The organism is Variovorax sp. AC103, assembly GCF_979254005.1.
In genome coordinates this window covers 1-25,519 of sequence record NZ_CEEDFC010000001.1, presented here as the reverse complement: position 1 = coordinate 25,519, position 25,519 = coordinate 1, and the positions used below count along the sequence as shown (strand labels likewise).

27 protein-coding genes are annotated in these 25,519 nt (G+C 68.7%); 9 read left to right on the top strand and 18 right to left on the bottom strand.

Going from position 1 to position 25,519, the window contains the following annotated elements:
- The first annotated feature begins 11 nt into the window (after positions 1-11).
- The 4 genes from solA (at position 12) to yjjJ (ending at position 4,314) form a co-directional block, all read left to right on the top strand.
- Entirely contained in the window at positions 12-1,226 is a 1,215-nt protein-coding gene (gene solA / locus AC0IYU_RS00135; protein WP_472111605.1) for an N-methyl-L-tryptophan oxidase, read from the top strand.
- A gap of 66 nt (positions 1,227-1,292) precedes the next feature.
- A complete protein-coding gene (gene panE, locus AC0IYU_RS00130; protein WP_472111602.1) occupies positions 1,293-2,225 on the top strand; it encodes a 2-dehydropantoate 2-reductase in 933 nt (310 codons plus the stop codon).
- Positions 2,226-2,230: 5 nt separating this feature from the next.
- A complete protein-coding gene (locus AC0IYU_RS00125; protein WP_472111600.1) occupies positions 2,231-2,905 on the top strand; it encodes an aspartate/glutamate racemase family protein in 675 nt (224 codons plus the stop codon).
- Positions 2,906-2,991: 86 nt separating this feature from the next.
- Positions 2,992-4,314: a type II toxin-antitoxin system HipA family toxin YjjJ gene (gene yjjJ, locus AC0IYU_RS00120; protein ID WP_472111598.1), complete on the top strand. Its 1,323-nt coding sequence runs from the start codon at positions 2,992-2,994 to the stop codon at positions 4,312-4,314.
- A gap of 28 nt (positions 4,315-4,342) precedes the next feature.
- Here the strand turns inward: yjjJ and AC0IYU_RS00115 are convergent, their stop codons facing one another.
- Entirely contained in the window at positions 4,343-5,704 is a 1,362-nt protein-coding gene (locus tag AC0IYU_RS00115; protein WP_472111596.1) for an NAD(P)/FAD-dependent oxidoreductase, read from the bottom strand.
- Positions 5,705-5,815: 111 nt separating this feature from the next.
- Between AC0IYU_RS00115 and AC0IYU_RS00110 the strand changes: the two genes are divergently transcribed.
- Both AC0IYU_RS00110 and AC0IYU_RS00105 read left to right on the top strand, forming a co-directional pair.
- A complete protein-coding gene (locus AC0IYU_RS00110; protein WP_472111594.1) occupies positions 5,816-6,652 on the top strand; it encodes an AraC family transcriptional regulator in 837 nt (278 codons plus the stop codon).
- A gap of 30 nt (positions 6,653-6,682) precedes the next feature.
- Positions 6,683-7,666, top strand: a complete 984-nt coding sequence (locus tag AC0IYU_RS00105) for an alpha/beta hydrolase family protein (protein WP_472111593.1) — start codon at positions 6,683-6,685, stop codon at positions 7,664-7,666.
- On the opposite strand, the gene AC0IYU_RS00100 is transcribed toward AC0IYU_RS00105, so the two are convergent.
- From AC0IYU_RS00100 to AC0IYU_RS00025, 16 genes are all read right to left on the bottom strand, one after another.
- On the bottom strand, positions 7,663-9,639 hold the full coding sequence (locus tag AC0IYU_RS00100) for a family 2A encapsulin nanocompartment cargo protein cysteine desulfurase (RefSeq protein WP_472112698.1): 1,977 nt from the start codon (positions 9,637-9,639) through the stop codon (positions 7,663-7,665). The two genes, AC0IYU_RS00105 and AC0IYU_RS00100, sit on opposite strands and share 4 nt — an antisense overlap.
- A gap of 66 nt (positions 9,640-9,705) precedes the next feature.
- Positions 9,706-10,638: a family 2A encapsulin nanocompartment shell protein gene (locus AC0IYU_RS00095; protein WP_116907517.1), complete on the bottom strand. Its 933-nt coding sequence runs from the start codon at positions 10,636-10,638 to the stop codon at positions 9,706-9,708.
- A 60-nt stretch (positions 10,639-10,698) separates the two neighbouring features.
- Positions 10,699-10,968: a helix-turn-helix domain-containing protein gene (locus AC0IYU_RS00090; protein ID WP_435438230.1), complete on the bottom strand. Its 270-nt coding sequence runs from the start codon at positions 10,966-10,968 to the stop codon at positions 10,699-10,701.
- On the bottom strand, positions 10,965-11,879 hold the full coding sequence (gene epsC / locus AC0IYU_RS00085) for a serine O-acetyltransferase EpsC (RefSeq protein ID WP_472111591.1): 915 nt from the start codon (positions 11,877-11,879) through the stop codon (positions 10,965-10,967). Before epsC ends, AC0IYU_RS00090 begins: the two co-directional genes overlap by 4 nt.
- 32 nt (positions 11,880-11,911) lie before the next feature.
- On the bottom strand, positions 11,912-12,394 hold the full coding sequence (locus AC0IYU_RS00080; RefSeq protein ID WP_435483819.1) for a rhodanese-like domain-containing protein: 483 nt from the start codon (positions 12,392-12,394) through the stop codon (positions 11,912-11,914).
- A gap of 201 nt (positions 12,395-12,595) precedes the next feature.
- Positions 12,596-12,811 carry a TOBE domain-containing protein gene (locus AC0IYU_RS00075; RefSeq protein ID WP_007829250.1) on the bottom strand — a complete coding sequence of 72 codons (216 nt, stop codon included), beginning with the start codon at positions 12,809-12,811 and terminating at the stop codon, positions 12,596-12,598.
- A gap of 69 nt (positions 12,812-12,880) precedes the next feature.
- Complete coding sequence (locus AC0IYU_RS00070; protein ID WP_472111589.1) at positions 12,881-13,477, bottom strand: malonic semialdehyde reductase; 597 nt, start codon at positions 13,475-13,477, stop codon at positions 12,881-12,883.
- A 16-nt stretch (positions 13,478-13,493) separates the two neighbouring features.
- A complete protein-coding gene (locus AC0IYU_RS00065; RefSeq protein WP_472111587.1) occupies positions 13,494-14,792 on the bottom strand; it encodes an O-acetylhomoserine aminocarboxypropyltransferase/cysteine synthase family protein in 1,299 nt (432 codons plus the stop codon).
- A gap of 48 nt (positions 14,793-14,840) precedes the next feature.
- Positions 14,841-15,671, bottom strand: a complete 831-nt coding sequence (locus AC0IYU_RS00060; protein WP_472111585.1) for an ATP-binding cassette domain-containing protein — start codon at positions 15,669-15,671, stop codon at positions 14,841-14,843.
- A gap of 4 nt (positions 15,672-15,675) precedes the next feature.
- Positions 15,676-16,662, bottom strand: coding sequence for an aliphatic sulfonate ABC transporter substrate-binding protein (locus tag AC0IYU_RS00055; protein ID WP_472111583.1), 987 nt, complete (start codon positions 16,660-16,662; stop codon positions 15,676-15,678).
- A gap of 10 nt (positions 16,663-16,672) precedes the next feature.
- Positions 16,673-17,527 (bottom strand): aliphatic sulfonate ABC transporter permease SsuC, encoded by an 855-nt coding sequence (gene ssuC / locus AC0IYU_RS00050; RefSeq protein WP_472111581.1) that lies wholly within the window; start codon positions 17,525-17,527, stop codon positions 16,673-16,675.
- A 9-nt stretch (positions 17,528-17,536) separates the two neighbouring features.
- Positions 17,537-18,706 (bottom strand): FMNH2-dependent alkanesulfonate monooxygenase, encoded by a 1,170-nt coding sequence (ssuD, locus tag AC0IYU_RS00045; protein ID WP_472111579.1) that lies wholly within the window; start codon positions 18,704-18,706, stop codon positions 17,537-17,539.
- Positions 18,706-19,662 (bottom strand): sulfonate ABC transporter substrate-binding protein, encoded by a 957-nt coding sequence (locus AC0IYU_RS00040; protein WP_472111577.1) that lies wholly within the window; start codon positions 19,660-19,662, stop codon positions 18,706-18,708. The genes ssuD and AC0IYU_RS00040 overlap by 1 nt, the downstream gene beginning before the upstream one ends.
- A gap of 26 nt (positions 19,663-19,688) precedes the next feature.
- Complete coding sequence (locus AC0IYU_RS00035) at positions 19,689-19,826, bottom strand: hypothetical protein (protein WP_435438220.1); 138 nt, start codon at positions 19,824-19,826, stop codon at positions 19,689-19,691.
- 182 nt (positions 19,827-20,008) lie between these two features.
- Positions 20,009-20,593 (bottom strand): NADPH-dependent FMN reductase, encoded by a 585-nt coding sequence (gene ssuE / locus AC0IYU_RS00030; RefSeq protein WP_472111575.1) that lies wholly within the window; start codon positions 20,591-20,593, stop codon positions 20,009-20,011.
- A 7-nt stretch (positions 20,594-20,600) separates the two neighbouring features.
- Positions 20,601-21,650, bottom strand: coding sequence for a sulfate ABC transporter substrate-binding protein (locus AC0IYU_RS00025; protein ID WP_472111573.1), 1,050 nt, complete (start codon positions 21,648-21,650; stop codon positions 20,601-20,603).
- 149 nt (positions 21,651-21,799) lie between these two features.
- On the opposite strand from AC0IYU_RS00025, the gene AC0IYU_RS00020 reads away from it, so the two are divergent.
- Entirely contained in the window at positions 21,800-22,075 is a 276-nt protein-coding gene (locus AC0IYU_RS00020) for an oxidative damage protection protein (RefSeq protein WP_435483828.1), read from the top strand.
- Between the two features lie 14 nt (positions 22,076-22,089).
- Positions 22,090-23,838 (top strand): FAD-dependent 5-carboxymethylaminomethyl-2-thiouridine(34) oxidoreductase MnmC1, encoded by a 1,749-nt coding sequence (mnmC1, locus tag AC0IYU_RS00015; protein WP_472111572.1) that lies wholly within the window; start codon positions 22,090-22,092, stop codon positions 23,836-23,838.
- A gap of 14 nt (positions 23,839-23,852) precedes the next feature.
- Here mnmC1 and AC0IYU_RS00010 read toward each other — a convergent pair whose 3' ends face one another.
- Complete coding sequence (locus AC0IYU_RS00010; protein WP_435483830.1) at positions 23,853-24,182, bottom strand: antibiotic biosynthesis monooxygenase family protein; 330 nt, start codon at positions 24,180-24,182, stop codon at positions 23,853-23,855.
- 120 nt (positions 24,183-24,302) lie between these two features.
- Here AC0IYU_RS00010 and AC0IYU_RS00005 point away from each other — a divergent pair, with 120 nt between their 5' ends.
- Positions 24,303-25,202, top strand: a complete 900-nt coding sequence (locus tag AC0IYU_RS00005) for a transglutaminase family protein (RefSeq protein ID WP_435438214.1) — start codon at positions 24,303-24,305, stop codon at positions 25,200-25,202.
- The last annotated feature ends 317 nt before the right edge of the window (positions 25,203-25,519 follow it).

The following is a 25,519-nucleotide window of genomic DNA, read 5'->3' as shown; positions in this document are numbered from 1 at the left end:
CCAGTTCCCACGTGACCTTGTCCACCCACTACGACGTCATCGTCGTCGGCCTCGGCGCCCTCGGGGCCGCCACGCTCTACCAACTCTCGCAGCGCGGCGCGCGCGTGCTGGGCATCGACCAGTTCGCGCCACCGCACGACCTCGGTTCCTCGCACGGCGACTCGCGCATCACGCGCCTGGCCGTGGGCGAAGGCGACGAGTACGTGCCCTTCGTGCAGCGCTCGCACGCCATCTGGCGCGAGCTCGAGGCACGCACCGGCAAGCCGCTGATGACCACCACGGGCGGGCTCATCCTCGCGCCCGAAGGCCGCGTGGCCGAACACCACGGCAAGCCCGACTTCGTGCGCCGCACCATCGCCAGCGCGGAGCACTTCGGCATTGCGCATGAGGTGCTCGATGCCGCCGGTATCCGCGCGCGCTTTCCGCAGTTCCATCTGCAGGGCGACGAGATCGGCTACCACGAGCACGACGCCGGCTTCGTCCGGCCCGAGGACGCCATCGGCGCGCAACTGGCCGCGGCCCGCGCGTCGGGCGCGCAAACACGCACCGGCGAACGCGTGCAGGCGGTCGAGCCCGTCGGCAACGGGGACACCGTGCTTGTGCGCACCGACACCGCCAGCTTCACCGCCGACCGCGTGGTGGTGTCGGCCGGTGCCTGGCTGCCCGAGTTCCTCGGCAAGCAGGCGCGCGCCGACTGGCAAGCCGACTTCTCCGTGCACCGCCAGGTGATGCACTGGTTCGACACCGGCAGCGCCGCCGCCGACTTCGCGCCCGGGCGCTTCCCCATCTTCATCTGGATGTTCGGCGACGGGCAGGAAGACTACATGTACGGTTTTCCGTCGTCCGACCCGGCGCAGCCCGCGCTCAAGGTCGCGACCGAGCAGTACGTGGACGCCACCACGCCCGACACCATCGAGCGCACGGTCAGCCCCGAAGAAAGCGCCGCCATGTACCGCGAGCGCGTGGCGGGCCGCTTTCCGCAGATCGGCGGGCGGGCGCTGAAAGCGCGTGCCTGCATGTACACCGTGACGCCCGACCGCCGCTTCGTCATCGACGCGCTCGACGGCCTGCCCGGCGTGCTCATCGCCTCGGCCTGCTCAGGCCACGGCTTCAAGCATTCGGCCGGGCTGGGCGACGCCATTGCCGACCATGTGCTGGGCCGGCCGAGCGCGCTCGACCTGTCGCCCTTTGCCCGCCGGCGGCTGCTGGAGAAATCGGCCGCCTGAAGCAGCGCCTAGCGATCGGGGGCATCATCGCCCACGATCTTTTCTCTGACTCAGGAGCACAGCGCAATGAGATTTCTGGTGGTGGGTGCCGGTGCACTCGGTGGTTATTTCGGCGGTCGTCTGCTGGAGGCGGGCCGCGACGTCACCTTCCTCCTGCGCCCGCGCCGCGCGGCGCAGCTCGCGACGACCGGGCTGGTGGTGCAAAGCCCGTTTGGTAACCTGCTGCTTCCCGCCCCGAAGCATGTGCTGGCCGACGGCATCGACGGCCCCTACGACGTGGTCGTGGTCGGCAGCAAGGCCTACGACCTGGACTCGACCATGGACTCGTTCGCGCCCGCCGTCGGGCCCGACACCGTGATCCTGCCGCTGCTCAACGGCATGAAGCACATCGACCGGCTGGCCGAGCGCTTCGGTGCGCAGCGTGTGCTGGGCGGCCTTTGCATGATTTCGGCCACGCTCGACGACGAAGGCCGCGTGCTGCACCTGAACGACATGCACGGCCTGAGCTACGGCGAGCGCGCCGGCGGGCGCTCCGAGCGCGTGGACGCCATCGCGGCCCAGTTCGCGGGCGCGAAGTTCGACGCCACGGCCAGCGAGAACATCTCTCAGGACATGTGGGAGAAGTGGGTCTTCATCGCCTCGGCGGCGGGCCTCACGAGCCTGATGCGCGCGACCATCGGCGACATCGTGGCGGCAGGCGGGCAGGACGTGGCGCTCGCGATCTTCGACGAGTGCTGCGCCATCGCCACGCACAACGGCTTTGCGCCGCGCCCCGCGGCCGTGCAGCGCGGCCGCGCCATCATGACGGCGGCCGGCTCGCCGATGACCGCGTCGATGTACAAGGACATCGTGCGCGGCGCGGCAGTGGAAGCCGACCACATCGTGGGCGACCTGCTCGGCCGCGCGGCCGCGGGCCAGCAGGCCACGCCTTCGGTGCTGCGCACGGCGTACGTCCACCTGAAGGCCTACGAGGCCCAACGCGCGCGCACGGCGGGCTGAACGCCATGCCGCCCCCCGAAGATGCGCTGGCGTTCCTTCACACGGCGCAGGTGCATGTGCCGACCTTCGAGCGACTGGTGCGCGAGATCGCGCCCGACCTGCGCGTTCGGCATGCGGTGCGCGAAGACCTGCTCGCCGATGCGCGCGTCCTCGGCGTCGACGACGCGGGCCTGGTTGCACGTGTTCACCACGCCATGCACGAGGCCGCCGCCAGCGGCGCCACGGTGGTCGTGTGCACCTGCTCGACCATTGGTGCCATCGCCGAACGAACCGCCACGGGCGATGCGTTCAAGGCCCTGCGCATCGACCGCGCCATGGCCGACCGCGCGGTGCGCACCGGGCCGCGCGTGCTGATCGTCGCGGCGCTGGAGAGCACGCTGGCGCCGACGACGGCGTTGGTTCTTTCCGCGGCGCAGGACGCGGGGGTGGTGGTGCGGCCGAGCCAACTGCTCGTCGAGCGGGCGTGGTCGCTTTTCCAGTCCGGCGACATCACCGGCTACGTCGAGGCACTGGCCGGGGCGATTCGCGCGAAGGCCGACAGTGCCGACGGGACCGATGTCGTCGTGCTCGCGCAGGCCTCGATGGCGCCTGTTGAAGAAGCCCTGGCGGACCTTGGCATCGACGTTCTCAGCAGCCCCGCGCCAGGGGTGCGGTTTGCGGTGCAAATGGCCAAGACATGACGCCAACTATCTATTCACAAATTCATTCAATTTCGTGAATTTACCAATGAAGAATAGAATAATTTATCTATTCACCTTGGTATTCAATGGCAATGCCCCCCGCCCTGGCCGAGACCGCCCTTGCCTTCATCCGGTCGCAGGGTGCCGTCACCGGCGCTGACGTGCAGGCCCGGCTGGGCGTCAGCCAGCCGACCGTGTCGCGAACGCTGGCACCGCTGCTGCGCAGTGCGGACATCCTGAAGGTGGGCGCGGCGCGCTCGCAGAGGTATGTCGCACCCCGGCACGTCGAACGGCTCGGCACCGAAGTGCCCGTCGTCAAGGTCGGCGAAAACGGCAACGCCGCGCCGTTCGGCCGCATCGTGCCGCTGCAAGGTGGCCGCTGCTGGATGGACGAGCAGGAAGGCGCCAGCGCGCTGCACGACGGACTGCCCTGGTTCCTTGCCGACATGCGCCCGCAGGGCTTCATCGGCCGTGCCTTCGCCCACGGCCACCCCGAACTCGGCCTGCCCGCCAACCCCGAGCATTGGACCGACGACGACGTGCTGCAGGCGCTGGCCCTGTGCGGCGAGGACCTGCCGGGCAACCTGGTCGTCGGCGCCGAGTCGTTCAACCGCTTCCAGTCGCTGGCCGCACGTCAGGCCGCGCAAGTGACCGCCGGCGACTATCCCGCCATGGCGGACAGCGCCATGCAGGGCACCTTGCCGGGCTCGTCGGCCGGCGGCGAACAGCCCAAGTTCTGCACCGTGCGCGACGGTCGGCAGGTGATCGTCAAGTTCTCGCCCGCCGGCAACTCGCCCGCGGACAAGCGCGCTCGCGACCTGCTCGTGTGCGAACACCTGGCATTGCGCACGCTGCAAGAAGCCGGCGTTGCCGCATCCACCACCCGCGTGCTCATCGAAGCCGGCCGGGTGTTCCTGGAAGTCGAGCGATTCGACCGCACCGCCAGGGGACGCATCGGCATGGTGTCGCTGATGGCCTACGACGCGCAGCACGTCGGCAAGATCGACAACTGGGCCGCCACGGCCAACCGCATGGCGTCGCGCGGACTGATGCGTGCGGACGACGCGCAGCGGCTGCGCTTTCTAGAGGCGTTCGGACGGCTCGTCGGCAACACCGACCGGCACTACGGCAACATCTCGCTGCTCATCGAGAACGGCAATTGGCGCCTGTCTCCCGCCTACGACGTGCTTCCGACGCTCTATGCCGCCGTCAACGGCGAATTGCCAGCGCGCGACCTGGCGGCGAGCGCCGCGGCACCGACCGTCGAGACACTGGAGGAATGGCCCGGCGCGCGCCGGTTGGCCGCGGTGTTCTGGCGGGCCGTCGCGGCAGACAGCCGCATCACGGCGCCGTTTCGCGCCGTCGCACGCAAGAACGCGCTCTTCACCGGCGAAGCGGCGGCCGGCTGAACCAGACGTCGCACTATTCCGACTTCACTTACTCCGACTTCAGCACCGTCTCCCCCTTCAACATCCCCATGTCCCGGATGTTGAGGCGGTGCCGCTTCCACCCCGCCCAGGTGCGCCGCATGTGCGTGACCGAGATGAAGTAGTACAGGAACTTGAACATGCCCAGCGCGCGCCACATCGGCTTGCCGTTGTAGATGTCGCCGGCCAGCAGCGACATCAGGCCTTCCTTCACGCGGAACGGATTGCCCGGGTACATGAACATGTCGCGGATGGTCGGGTTGGTCGCGCGGTAGATGAGCCACGAGTACTCGCGCGGACCCTTGCGCGTCATGGCCTCGAAGCCCTTGCGCGCCAGCGCCAGCTCGGCCGGCTGGTCGAGCGCCGTGGCCACCAGCCTGGCGCCATCGAAGGCGCTGGTCATGGCCAGGTACACGCCCGAGGAGAACATCGGGTCGATGAAGGTGAAGGCGTCGCCCAGCATCAGGTAGCGGTCGCCCGTGGCGTGCGTGCTCGAATACGAGAAGTTGCCGGTGGCATGCACCGCGTCGTCGACCAGCGTGGCGTTCTTCAGGCGTTCGACCAGCACCGGGCACAGCGCGATGGTGTCGTAGAAGAATTCCTTCAGCGGCTTGTCGCGCGTCTTCAGGTAGTACGGCCAGCAGACGGCGCCGATGCTGGTCGTGCCGTCGGCCAGCGGAATGAACCAGAACCAGCCGTGCGGGAACCAGCAGATGCTGATGTTCCCTTCTTTCTTGCCCTCGAGCCGCTCGGCATTCGTGAAGTGCCCGAACAGCGCGGTGCTGTTGTGGTCGGGGTTCTTTTCCTTGCAGCGGAATTTGTTGGCCAGAAGCGTGTCGCGGCCCGTGGCGTCGACCACGAAGCGGGCGCGCCAGCTGCGCCTGGCGCCGTCGTCCATCTCGGCGTGCACGGTGGCGCCATCGGCGTCGAAGGCCACGTCGCGCACCTTGCAGCCCTCGATGGTCTGGGCGCCGCGCGTGGCCGCGTTGCGGAACAGGATCTCGTCCAGGTCGGAGCGGCGCACCTGCCAGGCGGAGTCGAGCGTCTTGTCCAGGCCCTCGGCAAACTCCACGTAGCTGCGGTGCTCATGCTCGGGCGAGACGAACTCGATGCCGAACTTGGGCATGCCGATCTTCTCGACCTGGTCGCGCACGCCCAGTTTCTCGAACAGCTCCACGTTGCCAGGCAGCAGCGATTCGCCGATGTGAAAGCGCGGGTGATGCGCTTTTTCGAGCAGCACCACCTTGCGGCCCTGCTCGGCCAGCAGCGCGGCGATGGTCGAGCCGGCTGGACCGCCGCCGACGACCATCACGTCGCAGGATTCATCGGCCGCCCGGGGCGCGGAGGAAGAAGAGGCTTGAGGCAAGGACATGCGGTGGCAAGCATCGTTGTTAACAATTGCCAAGCATAGCTTGCCGTCGAGACAAGGCAAAACAGCAAGGCCGGCCAAGCTGGCTGCGCCGACAGGCGGCACACTCCGGCCATGACCTTGAACCCGCGCCGCGCCGAACAGAGCTACAGGGAACGCGTGGCGCGCGTCGTCGCGGCCATCGTGGCCGACCCGATGGCCGAGCACCGCCTAGCAGACCTGGCGCGCATGGCGCATTTCTCGCCGTTTCACTTTCACCGCGTCTACGGCAGCATCGCCGGTGAAACCGTGGCAACCACCGTGCGCCGCGTGCGGCTGGCGCTGGCCACCCGGCTGCTGGAGGCCGGCGACCAGAGCGTCACGCAGGTCGCCATGGCCGTGGGCTACGACAGCCCGCAGGCCTTCACGCGTGCCTTCGGCCAGTTCACGGGGCAGTCGCCGCGCGCGTTCCAGCAGCAGATGCATGCGGCGATGCTTGGCGCAAACGCTCCGGACGCGCTGCCCGTGCGGATCGTCGAGCGCCCCGCGCAACGGGTGCAGGCGCTGCGCCACCGCGGGCCGCCGTCGACCATTCCCCACACCCAACGCCGCCTGCACCTGCATGAGGGCGCCGCCAGCGTGACCCAGTGGCTCGGCGTCTCGTTCGGCGATCCGGAAGATGCCGACGGGTTCAGGTACTACGCCGGCGCGGTCTCGCGCGACCCCTGGCCTGAAGACGGTGAGACCGAAACGCTCGAACTCCCGGCCGGCCGCTACGCCCTGCATTGCCTGTCCGGCCCGTACAGCCGCATCAACGCGGCCATCAACACGCTGCATGCCCGCTGGCTGCCGGCAAGCGGCCACGAGCCCGACGACCGGCCCACGCTGGAGCACTACCTGAACTCGCCGCGCACGGCCTCGCAGGCCGACTTGCGCACCGAATTGCTGATCCCGATCCGCACCGCCCGCTGACCGTTCGCCACCTCACCGAGCCGCAAATCCATGTCTTTTCGCGCCATCGCCATTTCCGCCGTCTTCTGCCTGTCGAGCACGCTCGCGCAGGCCGCCGGGTTCACCTTCCTCGAAGTACCGGCCGACGCCCAGGGCCCCGCACTGCGCGGCGCCATCTGGTACCCGTGCGATGCACAGGCCGCCTCCGCCGCCCCGCTTGCACTCGGACCGCTCATCACGCTCCAGGTCGCGAAGGACTGCGCCATCCGAAGCGGAAAGTGGCCGATGGTCGTGATGTCGCACGGCGCGGGCGGCAGCTTCCTGGGCCATCGCGACACGGCCGCCGCGCTGGCGGATGCCGGTTTCGTGGTGGCCGCAATCAGCCACTCGGGCGACAACTTCGAGGACATGAGCCGGCACCGGGACCTCTCGGTCTTCATCAGCCGGCCGATGGACATGAAGCGGCTGGTGGACCACATGCTGCGCCGGTGGCCCGACCGTATCGCGCCCGCGCAGATCGGTTTCTTCGGTTTTTCGCGCGGCGGCTACACCGGCCTTGCGCTGGCGGGCGCAGCGCCGGATTTCCGCGCCGGGCTGACCTGGTGCGCGAAGGACTCGACGGTGCCCATGTGCGTGCAGTCCCGCAACAACGACCTGCCGGCCGGGCCGCCGGTGCGCGACGATCGCATCAAGGCCGCGGTGATCGCCGACCCGCTGAGCTTCTTCGATGCGCAAGGGCTCAGGAACGTGACGATCCCGGTCCAGCTCTGGGCTTCGGAGCGGGGTGGCGACGGGGTGCTGCCGGCGCGCGTGGAGGAGGTTCGGCGCGGCCTGCCGTCGCCGCCCGACTTCCGGGTGCCCGCCGGCTCCGCGCATTTCGCCTTCCTGGCGCCCTGCTCCGGGGCCATGGCCAAGGTGTTTCCCGAGATCTGCAACGACGCGGGAGGCTTCGACCGGGAGGCCTTTCACGACACGCTCAATGCCGAGGTGCTGGCCTTCTTCAGGCAGCACCTCGGGCCACCGCCCAAGCCCTAGCCTGCGCGCCGCTGTCCTGCCAGGCGCCGCACCACGGCCACCAGGCGGTCGACCTCGTCGAAGGTGTTGTAGAACGCCAGCGACGGGCGCACCGTCGTCTCCACGCCGAAGCGCCGCAGGATCGGCTGCGCGCAGTGATGGCCCGTGCGCACCGCGATGCCTTCGTCGTTCAGCGCATGCCCCACCTCTTCGGTGGTGTAGCCGTCGAGCACGAAGGACATCACGCTGGCCTTGTCGGCCGCGGTGCCGATCAGCCGCACGCCCGGAACGGCGCCGAGCTGCCGCATGCCGTACACCAGCAGGTCATGCTCGTAGCGCGCGATGTTCTCGATGCCGACCTTGTTGACGTAGTCGATGGCGGCGCCCAGGCCGACCGCGTCGGCGATGTTGCCGGTGCCGGCCTCGAACTTGTTCGGGATCGGCTGGAACACGGTCTTCTCGAACGTGACGTCGGCAATCATGTTGCCGCCGCCTTGCCACGGAGGCATGTCTTCGAGCACCTCGCGCTTGCCCCAGACCACGCCGATGCCGGTCGGGCCGAACACCTTGTGGCCGGAGAACACGAAGAAATCGGCGCCGATGTCCTGCACGTCCACGCGCATGTGCGAAACCGATTGCGCGCCGTCGACCAGCGCCTTGGCGCCGGCACGGTGCGCGAGCTCGACGATTTGCTTCACCGGCACCACGGTGCCCAGTGCATTCGAGACCTGCGTGACGGCGACGATCTTCGTGCGGTCGTTCAGCAGCTTGCGGTATTCGTCGAGCAGCACCTGGCCCGAGTCGTCCACCGGAATCACGCGCAGCTTCGCGCCCTTGGTCGCGGCAAGCTGCTGCCACGGCACGATGTTGGCGTGATGCTCCAGGTTGGACACGATGATCTCGTCGCCCTCGCCCACGTGCTGGGCGCCCCAGCTCTTGGCCACGAGGTTGATGGCCTCGGTGGTGCCGCGCACGAAGATCACCTCCTCGACTTCGGGCGCGTTGATGAACTGTCGCACCCGCTCCCGCGCGCCTTCGTAGGCGTCGGTGGCGCGTGCGGCCAGCTCGTGCGCCGCGCGGTGGATGTTCGAGTTCTCGTGCGCGTAGAAATACGAGATCCGGTCGATGACGGATTGCGGCTTGTGCGTGGTGGCGGCGTTGTCGAACCACACGAGCTGCCTGCCGTTCACACGCTCCTGCAGGACGGGGAAGTCGCGGCGCACGGCGTTGACGTCGAACGGCGGATGCTGGCCGCTGCCGGCGAGGGGCACGGCGTCGGGGCCGCGCGGGTCGGGTTTGGCCGGCGTGACGAAGCCGTTGGGCAGACGCACCGCATCGACGAAGTAGAACTGCGGCTGCTGGCTCGCCTGCGGTTGGCTGCTGCTCCCTCGCCCCTCCGGGGCGAGGGTTGGGGTGAGGGACGACCCCGCACCCTGGCTCGGCAGCGGACCCTCACCCCAGCCCTCTCCTGCAAGCGGGAGAGGGGGCAAGACCTGCGCAGGCGCAAACACGGCGGGCACGGGCGAGGCCGAGCCGGCCGACGGGTGCCCGAAGCTGTTGTTCAGGAAGTAGAACGGCGAAGCGCCCGCCGAGGGCACAGCAGGCGCATTCACCTGCTGCGGCACACCCAGCACCGTGCCGCCCGAGCGCGGCTCGAACGCCGGCGCCACCGACAGCACCGTGTCCGGCACGCCGTTGCCCGCCACCGCGTGCGGCAGCAGGGCCGGCGCGCGGTTGGCGAGCGAAGGCAGTTGCGTGGGCGATGCGGGCAGCACGTTGGCGCCCGGGATCTGCCCTTGCGGAATCGGCGTGCCCGGCACGCTCGGTCCGAAGCCGGCCGGACTCACCAGCGGTGAGCCCGGCGGCGCGACGTTGGCGGGAAACTGCGCGCCCGGCACCAGGCCGTTCGCGACGCCCGGCAACGAAGCCGGTGCCGCCCCCGGGAACGAGGTCGGCGCCGTGCCCGGCAGTGAGGCGAACATGGCGTTGGCCATGCGCGCGAGCGCGGCCGGATCGAACGGCGCCTCGCCTGGAAACGATGGTGTGCTGCTCACCGCGGCTTACTTGTAGGTGTCGGCGTAGTCGTGGTACTTGCCGATCTCGACGTCGTCGAGCACGGCCAGCGCGTCGGTGGTCAGCACCGCCAGCGAGCAGTACAGCGAGATCAGGTACGACGCGATCGCGTGGTTGTTGATGCCCATGAAGCGCACCGACAGGCCCGGGCCTTGCTCACCCGACAGCCCGGGCTGGAACAGGCCGACCACGCCCTGGCGCTTGTCGCCCACGCGCAGCAGCAGGATCTTGCTCTTGCCGTCGGCCACCGGCACCTTGTTCGACGGGATCAGCGGAATGCCGCGCCAGGTGATGAACTGCGAGCCGAACAGGCTCACTGTGGGTGGCGGCGTGCCGCGGCGCGTGGCTTCACGGCCGAAGGCGGCAATGGCCAGCGGGTGCGTGAGGAAGAAGGCGGGCTCCTTCCACACCTTGGTGAGCAGCTCGTCGAGGTCGTCGGGCGTGGGCGCACCGGTCAGCGGAAAGATGCGCTGCTCTTCCGTCACCTGCGCCAGCAGGCCGTAGTCGGGGTTGTTGATGAGCTCGCTCTCCTGGTTCTCCTTGATCGTCTCGATCGTCAGGCGCAGCTGCTCCTTGATCTGGTCGTGCGGGCTGCTGTAGAGGTCGGAGATGCGGGTGTGCACGTCGAGCACGGTGCTCACGGCATTGAGGAAGTGCTCGCGCGGGTTTTCTTCGTAGTCGACGAAGGTGCGCGGCAGCTGGTTTTCTTCTTCGCGCGAGGTGCAGGTGACCTTGATCGACTCGGGGTTCTTGACCTTGTTGACGCGGTAGATGCCCGCCTCCACCGGCACCCATTGCAGCAGGTGCGTCAGCCAGCGCGGGCTGATCGTCTCGAGCTGGGGAACGGTCTTGGTGGCGTTGGCCAGCTGGCGTGCGGCGTTGTCGCCAAGGGCGGTGGTACCACCGACTGTTGCGCTCATGGATCAAGGCTCCTGTTGGGAAAAAGTGGCCGCCAGTGTCCGGCGGCCAAGGGTTTCCCCTCAACAGGCTATAGCCGCCAAGTTGATCCGCCGCGCCAGGCGCGACTGCTCCAGCTGCTCGCAGCGCATCAGCAGGCCGACCATGTTGATGCCCAGTGCGGTGGCCAGCTTCTGCGCGGTGACGATCGATGGAATGACGCGGGCGCGCTCGATCTCCCCCACGTACGAGCGGTTCAGATCGGAACGCTCCGCCAGCTCCTCCTGCGACCAGCCCTTGCCTTCGCGCAGCTGGCGCACCGTGACGCCGAAGTCTTCGACGAATGCCTTCACAGGCGCACCGCCTTCGGTGCGTTCTGCAGGCTTGCCTGCGTGACGCTCGCGCCCGGGGGCACGTCGTCGGTGATCCACACATTGCCGCCGATGACCGCGCCCTTGCCGAGCGTGACGCGCCCGAGGATGGTCGCGCCCGCATAGATGACCACGTCGTCCTCCACCACCGGGTGCCGCGGCAGGCCCTTCTGCAGGTTGCCTTCGGTGTCCGTCGGAAAGCGCTTGGCGCCGAGCGTGACGGCCTGGTACAGCCGCACGCGCTTGCCGATGACCGCCCTCTCGCCGATCACCACCCCCGTGCCGTGGTCGATGAAGAAGCCCGCATCGATCTGCGCGCCGGGGTGGATGTCGATGCCCGTCTGCCCGTGCGCCAGCTCGGCCACGATGCGCGCCAGCAGCGGCAGGCCCAGCTTGTAGAGCGCATGCGCCAGGCGGTGGTGGATCATCGCGAGCACGCCGGGGTAGCACAGCAGCACCTCGTCGACGCTGCGCGCGGCGGGGTCGCCCTGGTAGGCGGCGAGCACGTCGCTGTCGAGCAGGCGGCGCAGCGCGGGCAGCGAATTCGCGAACTCGCGGATGGCCTCGGTGGCCGCGTCGTCGATGTCGCTCGCGGGGCGCGGCTCGTGGCGCGCGTTGAAGTTCAGCTCCAGCCGCGCCTGCGCCAGCAATGCCTGCAGCGCGGCATCGAGGGTGTGGCCGACGTAGAAGTCCTCGCTCTCGTGGCGCAGGTCCGGCGGGCCGAGCCGCATCGGAAAGAGCGCGCCTTTCAGCGACTCCACGGTCTGCGCGAGCGCGTCGCGCGACGGAAACTCGCGCGCGCCGGGCTCGCGCGAGCGGCGCTGCGAATCGCGCCATTCGTCGCGCACGCCGTGCAGCGCGCGAACGATGTCGCTCACTTCGAAATGGGCCATGGGTCTGTGTTCTCCCGGAACGTTCTGTGGGGTCAGTCCTGCACCCACGGCAGGCCGTGGAAGCGCCAGCCGTCGGAGCCGCCGCGGTGCTGGCTCGCATCGATCTCGCCTTCGAAACCTTCGAGCACATTGAACACCTGCGTGAAACCCGCCTTGGCAGCCGCCTCGGCCGCCAGCGCGGAACGCTTGCCGCTGCGGCACAGCAGCAGCGCCACGGCCTCCTTGCCGCCGTCCTTGGCCAGCTTGGCCTCGAGCTCGCGCACGAAGCGGGGATTGCGCGTGAGCGCCGTGCCGGTGGCCCAGGCCACGTGCACGCTCTCGGGCACATGGCCGACGAACTTGCGCTCCTCGCCCGAGCGCACATCGACCAGCACGGCCTGCCCGCTCTTCACCAGCTCCCAGGCCACGGGCGGCGTCACGCCACCGGCGTAGGCCCATCCTGCTTCGGTTGCAAGGCCCCTCGCCTGTTCGAGGGCGGGCGGCAACGCAACGACGTCTTCAAATTCCACTGGCATGGGCTTCGGCTCCTTGGTGCGGGGGTTGATTGCATCCGCCCTGATGGCGATGACCACCACTGTAGAAGCTTGAGGCCGAAGGTCAAACGACTGAAAAAGCGATTCTTTAGAACCAATCCGTCTATCTAAGAGGCCACGCGGTGCCGGGGCATAAAAAAACCCGGCGCCCGCAGAGGCACCGGGTGGCGCGCCGAGCCGGGCTCAGAGCTTGGCGATCGACACCTCGGTCGACTTCACCAGGGCGACCACGTCGGAGCCCACCTTCAGCTGCAGTTCGTCGACCGAGCGAGTGGTGATGACGGAGGTGACGATGCCCCAGGCGGTTTCGACGTCGACTTCGGAGACGACGTCGCCGCGGATGATTTCACGGACCTTGCCCTTGAACTGGTTGCGCACGTTGATGGCTTGGATGGACATGATGGGTTCTCTTTCAGGTTGGGGAAATTCGTTCAGGAAAAGCACGAAGCAATGGAATGAAGGGGGTCGTCAGACGATCTCGGCCACCTCGTCGAACGCCAGGCGGGGCCCGCGCTCGAAGGTGCCGGCGTGGTCGGCCACGCCCAGGTTGACCAGGAAGTTCGCGCGGTAGCGCCCGTCGGGGAAGAAGGTCTTGTCGACCAGCTCGGCGTTGAAGCCTGACTGCGGCCCCGCGTCCAGCCCCAGCGAACGCGCCGCCAGGATCAGGTAGGCGCCCTGCAGGCTGCTGTTGCGAAACGCCGTGGCCTGCGCCGCCTCGGCGCTGTTTTCGAAGATCGGCTTGGCGTCGTACGCCGGGAACTGCGCGGGCAGGTGCTCGAAGAAGCGGATGTCGTGCGCCACGATCACCGTGACGCCAGCGGCCAGCGTCTGCGCGGCGTTGCCGGACGACACGGCCGGCTTCAGCCTGGCCTTGGCCTCTTCGCTGCGCACGAACACGTAGCGCGCCGGCTGGGCGTTGAAGGCGGTCGGGCCCCACTTGAGCAGGTCGTACAACTTGTGGATGAGTTCGTCGCTCACGGGCACGGGCTTGAACGCGTGCACGGTGCGGGCCTTGCGGAACAACTGGTCCAGCGCGGCTTCGGGAATGGCTTGCAGTGTGGTCATGGTGTCGTGGGGCCTCTCAGTTCGACGCTGCGGCAAGCGCCTGGTCGAGGTCGGCAAGCAGGTCGTCGACGTGCTCGATGCCGACCGACAGGCGCACCGTGTCCTCGGTCACGCCGGCGCGGGCCAGTTCGTCGGGCGACAGCTGGCGGTGCGTGGTCGACGCGGGGTGCGTGGCCAGCGAGCGCACGTCGCCGATGTTCACCAGGCGCGTGAAGAGCTTCAGCGCATCGAGGAACTTCGCCCCGCCGGCGCGAGGATCGGCGCCGGCACCGATGCCGAACGTCAGCACGCCGCTCGATTTGCCGCCGAAATACTTCTGCGCGAGCGCGTGGTCGGGGTGGTCTTCGAGCGCGGCGTAGTTCACCCACTTGACGGCCTTGCTCTTCTTCAGGTGCTGCGCCACGGCCAGCGTGTTGCTGCTGATGCGGTCCATGCGCAGCGCGAGCGTCTCGATGCCCTGCAGGATCAGGAAGGCGTTGAACGGCGAGATGGCCGCGCCCGTGTTGCGCAGCGGCACCACGCGCGCGCGGCCGATGTATGCCGCCGGGCCCAGGGCCTCGGTGTAGACCACGCCGTGGTAGCTGGGGTCGGGCTCGTTCAGGCGCTTGAAGCGCGCCTTGTGCTCGGCCCAAGGGAACTTGCCCGAGTCGACGATGGCGCCGCCGATGCTCGTGCCGTGACCGCCCAGATACTTGGTGAGCGAGTGCACGACGATGTCCGCGCCATGCTCGATGGGCCGGCTCAGGTACGGCGAAGGCACGGTGTTGTCGACGATCAACGGCACGCCGTGGCGGTGCGCGATCTCGGCGATGGCGGCGATGTCGGTCACGTTGCCGGCGGGGTTGCCCAGCGACTCCACGAACACCGCCTTGGTCCTGTCGTCGAACAGCTTCTCGAAACTGCCCGGGTCGCGGTGGTCGGCAAAGCGCGTGGTGATGCCGAACTGCGGCAGCGTGTGCGCGAACAGGTTGTAGGTGCCGCCGTAGAGCGCGGTGCTGCTGATGATGTTGTCGCCGGCCTCGGCGATGGTCTGGATCGCGTAGGTCACCGCCGCCTGGCCCGAGGCCAGCGCCAGCGCCGCGATGCCGCCTTCGAGCGCGGCCACGCGCTGCTCCAGCACGTCCTGCGTGGGGTTGTTGATGCGGGTGTAGATGTTGCCCGGCACCTTCAGGTCGAACAGGTCGGCGCCGTGCTGTGCGCTGTCGAAGGCATAGGCCACCGTCTGGTAGATCGGCGGGGCCACGGCGCGCGTGGTGGGTTCGGGCGAATAGCCGGCGTGCACCGACAGGGTTTCGAATTTCCAGTTCTGCGACATACAGCTGCCTTTCCAGTTTGGCGAATTGGACAAGGGGGATGAAGACGCTCAGATCGCCCAGCGCAGCGCGTGCGCGGGGGTGTTGAGCCAGCTTGCGTCGGTGCTCTCTGGCGCGGTGTCTTCCGGCTTCTGCAGCACCCTGTCGAGGATTCGTTTTTCAATGGCCGCGAAGGCCGGATCGCCCTGCGAGCGCGGGCGGGCCAGCGCGATGTTCTCGTCGAGCGCGATGCGCCCGTCTTCGATCAGGATCACGCGGTCGGCCAGCGCCACGGCTTCCTGCACGTCGTGCGTCACCAGCAGCGCGGTGAAGCGGTGGCGCTGCCACAGGTTCTCGATGAGGCGGTGCATCTCGATGCGCGTGAGCGCGTCCAGCGCGCCCAGCGGCTCGTCCAGCAGCAGCAGCCGCGGGTGGTGCACCAGCGCGCGCGCCAGGGCCACGCGCTGGCGTTGCCCGCCCGACAGGCGCGCCGGCCATTCGTTCTCGCGGTCGGCCAGGCCGACCTGCGCCAGCACTTCCTTGCCGCGCGCCTTGGCGTCGTCGGGCAGGCCCAGGGTCACGTTGTCGAGCACGCGGCGCCAGGGCAGCAGGCGCGCCTCCTGGAACATGATGCGGGTGTCGTCGTGCAGGCCGTGCACGGCGCGCCCGTCGGTGTAGAGGCCGCCGTCGCTCGGCGCCTCGAGCCCCGCGATGAGCCGCAGCAGCGTGCTCTTGCCGCAGCCGCTGCGCCCGACGATGGCGATGAACTGGCCCGGCTCGATGGTCAGGCGCGTGTTGCGCAGCACCTCGCGCGCGCCGTAGCGCTTGTGCAGGCCGCGGGCCTCCAGGCGCACGCCGCCGGGGATGGCCTGGGGTTGAATGTCTTTCAGTACGGCACTCATGGTCTCAGGCTCCGGGCTTGAACAGCGCCACGTTCAGCGCATCGATTGGTCGGGGCAGCAGCTTCTCGGCGAAGAAGGCATCGGCGATGCGCTGCTGTTCGGTCAGGGCTTCGGGCACCACGGCCCGCACCGCATAGCTGCGGCGGGCGTTGGCCTGCTCGATGGTGGCGGCGTCCAGGCCCCAAACGGGCGACAGCAACGCGGCGGCCTCCTTCGGGCTTTGCTTGACCCACTTGCCGGTCTTCTCCAGTTCGGCGTAGACCACGCGCAGCACGTCGGGTCGCGCTTTCGCGAACTTGGTGCTCGCGAGGTAGTAGCGCTGGTACGACGCGATGCCCGTGCCGTCGGCCAGCACGCGCACCTTCGACTGCCGCTGCGCTGCGGCCAGGAACGGGTCCCACACCACCCAGGCGTCGATGGCGCCCTTCTCGAAGGCGGCGCGGCCGTCGGCCGGCGTGAGGTAGGCGGGTGCGATGTCCTTGAACGACAGGCCGGCCTTCTCCAGCGCGGCGATCAACAGGTAGTGCGCGCCGGCCGCCTTGGCGAAACCGACCTTCCTGCCCTTGAGGTCGGCCACGGTCTTCAGCGGCGAGTCTTCGCGCACCACGATGGCTTGCGCGGCAGGCGATGGCGCTTCCTGTGCGATGAAGGTCAGGTCGGCGCCGGCCGCCTGAGCGAACACGGGCACTGTGTCGGCCACGTCGGCGCTGATGTCCAGGTTGTCGAGGTTCAGCGCCTCCAGCAGCGGCAGGCCGCTGGTGAACTCGTGCCAGCTCACGCTCACGTTGAGCGGTGCGAGCTGCTTTTCGAGGGCGCCCTGCACCTTCAGCACGGCGATCAGCGTGGAAGACTTCTGGTAACCGATGCGCACGGTTGCGGGCCGCGCGGCGGCGCCCTGCGCGAAGGCCGCGGTAGCGCCCAGTGTGCCCAGTGTGCCCAGTGTGCCCAGCGTGGCGATGGCGGTGCGTCGGGAAATGGGGGAACGCGTCATGTCCATGCCCTCACTTCGCCTTCTTCTGGTAGCCGGGATGCCACCGCAGCCACCATTGCTCCAGCCCGCGCGCGAACAGGTCGGCCAGCTTGCCGAGCAGCGCATACAGCAGGATGCCCACCAGCACGATGTCGGTCTGCAGGAACTCGCGCGCGTTCATCGTGAGGTAGCCGATGCCGGCCTGCGCCGAGATGGTCTCGGCCACGATCAGGATGACCCACATCAGGCCCAGCGAGAAGCGCAGCCCCACCAGGATGGACGACAGCGCACCCGGCAGGATCACCTCGCGGTACAGCTGCCAGCGCGTGAGGCCGTAGGTGCGGCCCATCTCGATGAGCTGCGGGTCGACGTTGCGGATGCCGTGGAAGGTGTTGAGGTAGATCGGAAAGAACACCGACACCGAGATCAGGAACAGCTTGGCCGACTCGTCGATGCCGAACCACAGAATGACCAGCGGAATCAGCGCCAGCGCGGGAATGTTGCGCACCATCTGGATGGTGGAGTCGAGCAGCGTCTCGGCGAACTTCACCGAACCCGTGAGCAGGCCCAGTGCAAGCCCTGCCCCGCCGCCGATGGCCAGGCCCGCCAACGCACGGCCCGCGCTGACCTTCACGTGCGTCCACAGCTCGCCCGAGGCGGTGAGCGTCCATGCGGCCTTGACCACGTCCACCGGCGCCGGCAGCACCCGGGTGCTGAGCCAGCCCAGCGACGACGCGATCTGCCAGAAGACGATGAGCCCGACGGGCACGAGCCACGGCACCAGCCGGTGGACCACGCCGATGCCGAAATTCCTGAACACGTTGCCTCCGCTCTCGATGGGCGCCGCGGGCGCGACGGTCGGCAGTTCCTGAACCTGTTCGGTCATGGGAGTCCTTCAGCTTTGGGAGACGAGGCGCGAAGGCGCATCGAGATTGGCGACCACTTCGCCGAACGGCCCGCTGAGCGAGCCGCCCGCCAGCCGGGCCTTCGCCTTGCGGGAGAGCAGCGGGAACACCAGCTCGGCGAAGCGGTAGGCCTCTTCGAGGTGCGGGTAGCCCGAGAGAATGAACTTGTCCAGGCCGAGCGCCGCGTACTCCTCGATGCGCGCCGCGACGGTCCTGGCATCGCCCACGAGCGCGGTGCCGGCACCGCCGCGCACCAGGCCCACGCCGGCCCACAGGTTGGGCGAAATCTCCAGGTCGGCGCGCGAGCGCTTGGCGCCGCCCGCATGCAGCGCGGCCATGCGGCGCTGGCCTTCGGAGTCCATGCGCGCGAAGGCAGCCTGCGCGCGAATCACGGTGTCGTCGTCCACGCGGCTGATGAGTTCTTCCGCGGCCTTCCATGCGGCATCTTCGGTCTCGCGCACGATCACGTGCAGGCGAATGCCGAACTCCACCTTGCGGCCGTGGCGCTCGGCACGCGCGCGCACGTCGGCGATCTTCCTGGCGACTTCGGCGGGCGGCTCGCCCCAGGTGAGGTAGGCATCGACCTGTTCGGCGGCCAGGTCGTGCGCGGCGGCCGACGAGCCGCCGAACCACACGGGCGGATAGGGTTTTTGCACCGGCGGGTAGAGCAGCTTGGCGCCCTTCACGCTCAGGTGCTTGCCGTCGTAGTCGAAGCTCTGGCCGTCGTGGCTGCGCGCGATGATCTCGCGCCAGATGCGGATGAACTCGGCCGACTGCTCGTAGCGCGAGGCATGGTCCAGGTACACGCCGTCGCCTTCCAGCTCCGCCTGGTCGCCGCCGGTGACGAGGTTCACCAGCAGGCGCCCGCCCGAGAGCCGGTCGAAGGTCGCGGCCATGCGCGCGGCCAGGCTGGGCTGGTGCAGCCCGGGGCGCACCGCCACCAGGAACTTGAGCTTCTTCGTCGCGCCGATCAGGCTGGACGCGATGACCCACGGGTCTTCGCACGAGCGGCCGGTGGGAATGAGCACGCCTTCGTAGCCCAGGTTGTCGGCCGCGCCGGCAATCTGCTGCAGGTAGGCCAGGTCGATGGGGCGCGCGCCTTCGCTGGTGCCCAGGTAGCGGCTGTCGCCGTGGGTGGGGAGAAACCAGAAGATCTGCATCACGCCACCCCCGCGCCCGCGGCGTCGAGCACGTTGATCTTCTTCGGGATCAGCTTCAGTTCGAAGAAGGTGTCGGCAATCTGCTGCTGCTCGGCCAGGATGGCCTTGGTGATCGGGGTGATGCCGTAGGCCGTGCGGGCGACGGTGACGTCGGCCACCGGCTTGGGCAGGCCCCACAGCGCCGCCAGTTCGGCGGCCAGGTCGTTCTTGTTCGCGGAACCCCAGGCATCCACCTTGTTGAGCTCGTCGATGGCAATGGCGAGCACGTCGGCATTCTTCGCCACGTAGTCGAGCGACGAGAAGTAATAGGCGCGGTTGCCCACCACGCCCGTGGCGTCGGCCACGACGCGCGCATCCAGCGCTTTCTCGGCGGCGGCAAGGAACGGATCCCAGATCACCCAGCCGTCGACCGAGCCCTTCTCGAAGGCGGCGCGCGCGTCGGCCGGCGGCAGGTAGACCAGGTTGAGGTCGGCGTACGCCAGGCCGTGCTTCTCGAACAGCTTGACGATGAAGTAATGCACGTTCGAGCCCTTGTTGAGCGCGATCTTCTTGCCCTTGAGGTCGGCCACGGTCTTGACGGCGGAGCCCTTGGGCACCAGCACGGCCTCGGTCCGCGGGCGGTGCTGGGTGGCCGCCACGTAGGCCAGCGGCGCGCCGGCGGCCTGCGCGAAGATGGGCGGTGCTTCGCCCACGTCGCCGAAGTCGATGGAGCCGACGTTCAGCGCTTCGAGCTGCACCGGCCCGGCGGTGAACTCGGTCCACTTGACCGTGACGCCCAACGGCGCGAGCCGCTTCTCGAGCGTGCCGCGTCCCTTGAGGATGTTGAGCGTGCCCTTCTGGTTGCCGATGCGGAACTGCCGTGCGGGGGCCTGGGCCACGGCGGCGAACGACGGGAGCGCGATGGCGGCGGCAACGCCCTGGATGAGGCGTCGGCGAGGTGCGGAAATCAATGTCATGGCAAGGCTCGTTGGGTGTGCCGCGCTCAGACGGCGGCGATGAAACTGACGATCAGCGCAATGGCGCTGACGACGACGACACTCACGGCGAGATCGCCGAGCGCGTGCCAGTGGGAACGCGGTGCGGTGTCGAGCACGGAGTCTTCGGTGGCGACAGGGTTCATGCGTGGATTCCTCGGGTTCCAGAAACTTCAGGCAAAAGCACTCCCGCAGCGGCCTTGAAGGCAACTCGGAAATCTTGGGTGAAACACCGGGGAACCGGCTTTGCCGGGCCTCTGGTGCTGCCCCCGGCAGGGGGTTGGCGCGCACCACACGAAGCGTGCGCAGCCTGGGGGCGAGCCCCGTGTCAGACGCTACATCGCACGCGCGAGAACGGCACCGACTCGAAGCCGTGCGTGGCGGGCAGCTTCAGGCCTTCGGTGGCGAGCACCTCGACGGCCTCGTTCAACCGCTCGGCCAGGTCGGGGGTCACCTGGTAGGCGTTCTCGGGCGTCAGCGTGATCTGCGAATCGCTGGCGTACACGCCCGGCAGGATGTGGCGCGCCGACAGCGACTGCAGCACGGGCCGCAGCGCGTAGTCGAGCGCCAGCATGTGGTGCGGGCTGCCGCCGGTGGCCAGCGGCAGCACCGTCTTGCCCTTGAGTGCGTTCTGCGCGAGCAGGTCGAGAAAGACCTTCAGCACGCCGCTGTACGCCGCCTTGTAGACCGGCGTGGCCACCACGATCGCGCGGGCCTCGGTCACCTTGGCGATCGCGTTCACGATGGCCGGGTGGTTCCAGTCGGCGAGCAGCAGCGCCTGCGCCGGCAGGTCGCGGATCCAGAGGCGCTCGATGCGCGCGTGGCGGGCCGCCAGCCGCTCGCCCACCGCCTCGAGCAAGGCGGTGGAACGCGAAGGTGCCGATGGGCTGCCGGCAATCAGGAGAACGGACACGGTGCGCTTACTTCTGCTTGGGGGCGTAGATCTGGTCGAAGGAGCCGCCGTCGGCGAAATGCTCCTTGTCGGCCTTCGCCCAGCCGCCGAAGGCCTGGTCGATGGTCACCAGCGTCAGCTTGGGAAACTGCTTGTCGTACTTGGCCTTGGCCTTGTCGGACGTCGGGCGGTAGAAGTTGCGGCCCGCGATGTCCTGGCCTTCGTCGGAGTACAGGTACTTGAGGTATTCCTCGGCCACGGCGCGCGTGCCCTTCTTGTCGACGACCTTGTCGACCACCGCCACGCTGGGCTCGGCCAGGATGGAGATGGACGGCACCACGATCTCGAACTTCTCGGGACCGAATTCCTTCAGCGCCAGGAAGGCTTCGTTTTCCCAGGCCAGCAGCACGTCGCCCACGCCGCGTTGCACGAAGGTGATCGTCGAGCCGCGCGCGCCGGTGTCGAGCACGGGCACGTTCTTGAACAGGTTGCCGACGTATTCCTTGGCCTTGGCGTCGCTGCCGTACTTGCGCTTGGCGAATTCCCAGGCAGCCAGGTAGTTCCAGCGGGCGCCGCCCGAGGTCTTGGGGTTGGGGGTAATCACCTGCACGCCGGCCTTGGTGAGGTCGTCCCAGTCCTTCAGGCCCTTGGGGTTGCCCTTCTTCACCAGGAACACGATGGTCGAGGTGTAGGGAGCGGAGTTGTGCGGCAGGCGCTTTTGCCAGTCGGCCTTGACCAGGCCGCCGTGCGTGACGAGCGCGTCGACGTCACCGCCGAGGGCCAGCGTGGCCACGTCGGCGTCGATGCCGTCGATGATCGAGCGGGCCTGCTTGCCCGAGCCGCCGTGCGACTGCTTGACGGTCACTTCCTGGCCGGTCTTGCCCTTCCAGTACTTGGCGAAGGCCTGGTTGTAGTCCACATACAGCTCGCGCGTCGGGTCGTACGACACGTTCAGCAGCGTCACGGGGCCCTTGGCAGCCGCGGCGCCTTGGGCAAACGTCGGCAACGCCGACAGGGCCAAAGCACCGGCCACGCCGGCACCCAGGGAAAGCTTGATAAAGTCGCGGCGAATGCTCATGGTGTCTTGCTCTGAAAAGGCATATCGATGAAGCTGTGTATTCTCAATAAGGCATATAGAAACTGGAACGACCAAGTTCTCAGTTCTAAATAGCTAAATCAACTAAGCACCCGCTTACCCCCCACTTTTCCCGTTCAAAGGCAATCGAAATGGCACGCATGGTTCAGTGCATCAAGCTCGGCAAAGAGGCCGAAGGGCTCGACTTCCCGCCCTACCCAGGCGATCTGGGCAAGCGCCTGTGGGAAAGCGTGAGCAAGGAGGCCTGGGCCGCCTGGCTCAAGCAGCAGACGATGCTGGTCAATGAAAACCGGCTCAACCTGGCCGACCTGCGCGCCCGCCAGTACCTGGCGCGGCAGATGGAAAAGCACTTCTTCGGCGAAGGCGCCGACGTCGTCCAGGGCTACGTGCCGCCCCCGGCCGCCTGAGCACCCTCCCCGCCGTGGCCGCCGAACCGGCGCAGGCGCGCCCTGTGTTCCTGGAAGGCTGCGGATTGCCCCAGGCGTGGGCCGGACAGCCGCAATGGCTGATTCTCGAAACCGGCTTCGGGCCGGGCCTTAATTTCCTGACAACGTGGCACGCGTGGCGCTCGGACCCCGAGCGCCCACGCATGCTGCACTTTGTCTGTGTAGAAGCGCGCCCGGTCTCGCCTGACGAGCTGCTGCGCGCCGCCCACGCGCACCCCGAGCTCGCACCTCTTGCCAGCGAGCTGGCCGCGCAATGGCACGGCCTGCTGAGCGGCTTCCACCGGCTGGCGTTCGACGACGGCCGCGTGCTGCTGACCCTGTGCATCGGCGATGTGCAGCCGATGCTGCGCGCGCAGCGCTTCGAGGCGGACAGCATCTTCCTCGGCGGCGCCGGCGCGCCGCACGACCCGGCGGTGTGGTCGGCCGACACGCTCAAGGCCGTCTCGCGCTTTGCGCGGCAAGGCACGGGCATCGCCACCTGGAACGCTGCACACCCCGTGCGCGACGCGCTCACGCAGGCCGGCTTCACGATCGCCCCGGCGCCCGGCGGCCTGCGCGGCGTGTTCGCCCCCGCCTGGACGGTGCGCCGGCGCGGGCCCGCGCCGCAGCGCATCGACGCACCGGGCCGCTGTGCCGTCATCGGCGCCGGGCTGGCGGGCGCCGCCGTCGCGGCGAGCCTTGCGCGGCGCGGCTGGCAGGTCACGGTGCTGGACGCCGCGGCGCAGCCGGCCGCCGGCGCGTCCGGGTTGCCGGTGGGCATGCTCGCGCCGCACGTGTCGCCCGACGACGCCTTGCTGTCGCGCCTGACGCGTGCCGGCATCCGCGCCACCTGGGCCGAGCTCACGCGGCTGCTGGAAGAAGGCCAAGACTGGCGCGCCACCGGGGTGCTGGAGCGCCGGCCCGACGGCGATGTGCGCGTGCCCCCCGGATGGAGCGCCGACGGACCCAACGAATCGTGGCCTGCAAACGCCGCTCGGCTGGAGGCCGCAGGCCTGCCGGGCGATGCGGCCGCGCTCTGGCATGCGCGCGCGGCCTGGGTGCGGCCGCACCGGCTGATCGCGCAATGGCTGCGTCAGCCCGGCGTGGCGTTTCGTGGCGGAAGCCGCGTGGCGAGCGTGACGCACGACGCGAGCGGCTGGCAGCTGTTCGATTCATCCGGCGAGTTGCTGGCCGACGCGGACCGCGTGGTCGTCTGCGCCGGTTTCGAGTCGGGGCGATTCGCACCCAGCCTTCCGCTTCAGCCGGTGCGCGGCCAGGTCGCCTGGGGCCCGATGGCCGAGGGCATGGCCCTGCCCGCCACGCCCATCAACGGCGACGGCCATTTGGTTGCGCAGGTGCCGCATGGCGACGGCGGCACGATCTGGCTGGCAGGCGCGACCTTCGACCGCGACAGCACCAGCCTGGCCCCCACCGCGGCGGACGCCAAGGCCAACCGCGAACGCCTGGCGCGGCTGCATCCGGCGGCAGCCAGCGCGCTGGCGCCGGCCTTCGCGCACGCCGAAGTCGACACCTGGGTCGGCATTCGGTGCGCCTCGGGCGACCGGCGTCCGCTGGCGGGTGCCATCGATGCGCAGGCCCCGGGCCTGTGGGCCTGCACCGCGCTGGGCTCGCGGGGCCTGAGCTTCGCCGCGCTGTGCGCGGAACTGCTGGCCGCGCAATGGCATGGAGAGCCGCTGGCTTTGCCGGCGGCTCTGGCCAAGGCGCTTGGCACGCAAAGGCTCTGAGCGCCCTCCCGAACTCAGGCCACCACCACGGGTGGCAGCAGGTGATCGATCCGCTCGTCCCCGTAAGTGCGCACGACCTGCGAAATCACCACCTTGTACCCATCGAGCCAGTTCGCCTGCCCCGCCTTGGCCTGCTGGTGCACGGGATGCCGGATCAGCGCCTGCAGGCTTTCCAGCGACTCCCAGTAGTAGACGTTCGACACCAGCCCGTTGTCCGCGTTCTCCCAGGTCTCCTCGCCCAGGTAGCCGGGCAGCGATTTCGCGGCTTCGGCGATGGTCTGGTCCAGGCGGTGGAATGCGTCGTCGAATTGCTTCTTGGCGAAGATGAAAGTGGCGGAGTACATGGTTCCCTTGCGAATGAAAGGATGAGGGCGAGCGGGCCGGACTGCCGGGCGGGCGGCGATTGTGCGGCATGCGTGCCCCTATTCCACCGCTTGCCTTGCGCAGGCCCCAGAATGCACCGCATGGCCACCCAGTACGACATCCTGCACACCACCGTCTATCGCTACAACAAGCCCGTCACCTTCGGCTTGCACCGCGTGATGTTCCGCCCGCGCGACAGCCACGACCTGCGTGTGCTGGCCACCGACCTGCAGGTGAGCCCGCAGGCCTTCACCCGGCTCATTCAAGACCCGCACTCCAATTCCGTCGCCCTGGTGCAGCCCATGGGCGAGGCGACCGAGCTGCGCATCGTGTGCTCGTTCACCATCGAGCACGTGCCGGCGCAGCAGGACCAGCTGGCGCTCGACCCGGCCGCCGAGTTCCTGCCCTTCGCCTACACGCTGCAGGAGCGCCTCGACCTGGAGCACTACCTGCGCCCGCACCACGAAGACGACAACCAGGGCACGCTCATTCGCTGGGCCCACCAGTTCCTGCACACCGACAAGCCCAACAGCACGCGCGAGGTGCTCACGCGCATGAACGCGCACATCGGCCAGAGCCTCGAGTACAAGGCCCGCGACGAGGAAGGCACGCAGCCGCCGCTGGAAACGCTCGCGCTGGGCAGCGGCAGCTGCCGCGACTACGCGTTGCTGATGATGGAAGCCACGCGCCGCCTGGGCATTGCCACGCGCTTCGTGTCGGGCTACATCTACGACGCCGCGCTCGACAACGCGGCCAACGCCCAGGGCGAATCGATGACCGGTGCCGGCACCACGCACGCCTGGCTGCAGGCCTACCTGCCGGGCGTCGGCTGGCTCGCCTTCGACCCGACCAACAACCTGATGGGCAGCGGGCAGCTCATTCGCGTGGGCGTCTCGCGCGACCCGGCGCAGGCCGCGCCCATCTCGGGCAGCTGGTACGGCGACGCCGAGGCCTACGAAGGCCTCGAGGCCACGGTGGTCGTCACGCGCCGCAAGAACTGACGCCCCTGTCGCGCAGGCGATAGCCGCTGCGGGAAACCCCGCAGCGCTGCACACCCCAGGCACCCTACGCTGCGCCGCCGGCTCAGCGAAATAGCACGGTCGTTCTTCGCGGCCGGGTGAGAGGTGCTGCGCCGGTTTTTCTTCCCAATACCCACAAGAACGGAGAGAGACACCCATGCATTCAGCGCGCCTGACACTTCTTGCCCTGGCATCCAGCCTCGTCGTCGCATCCTGCGGCGGCGGCAGCGGCGGCGGCAGCGGCTTTGCCTTCACGCCCGTGCCACCCGCCCCGGCACCCGCCCCGAACCCGCCAGCGC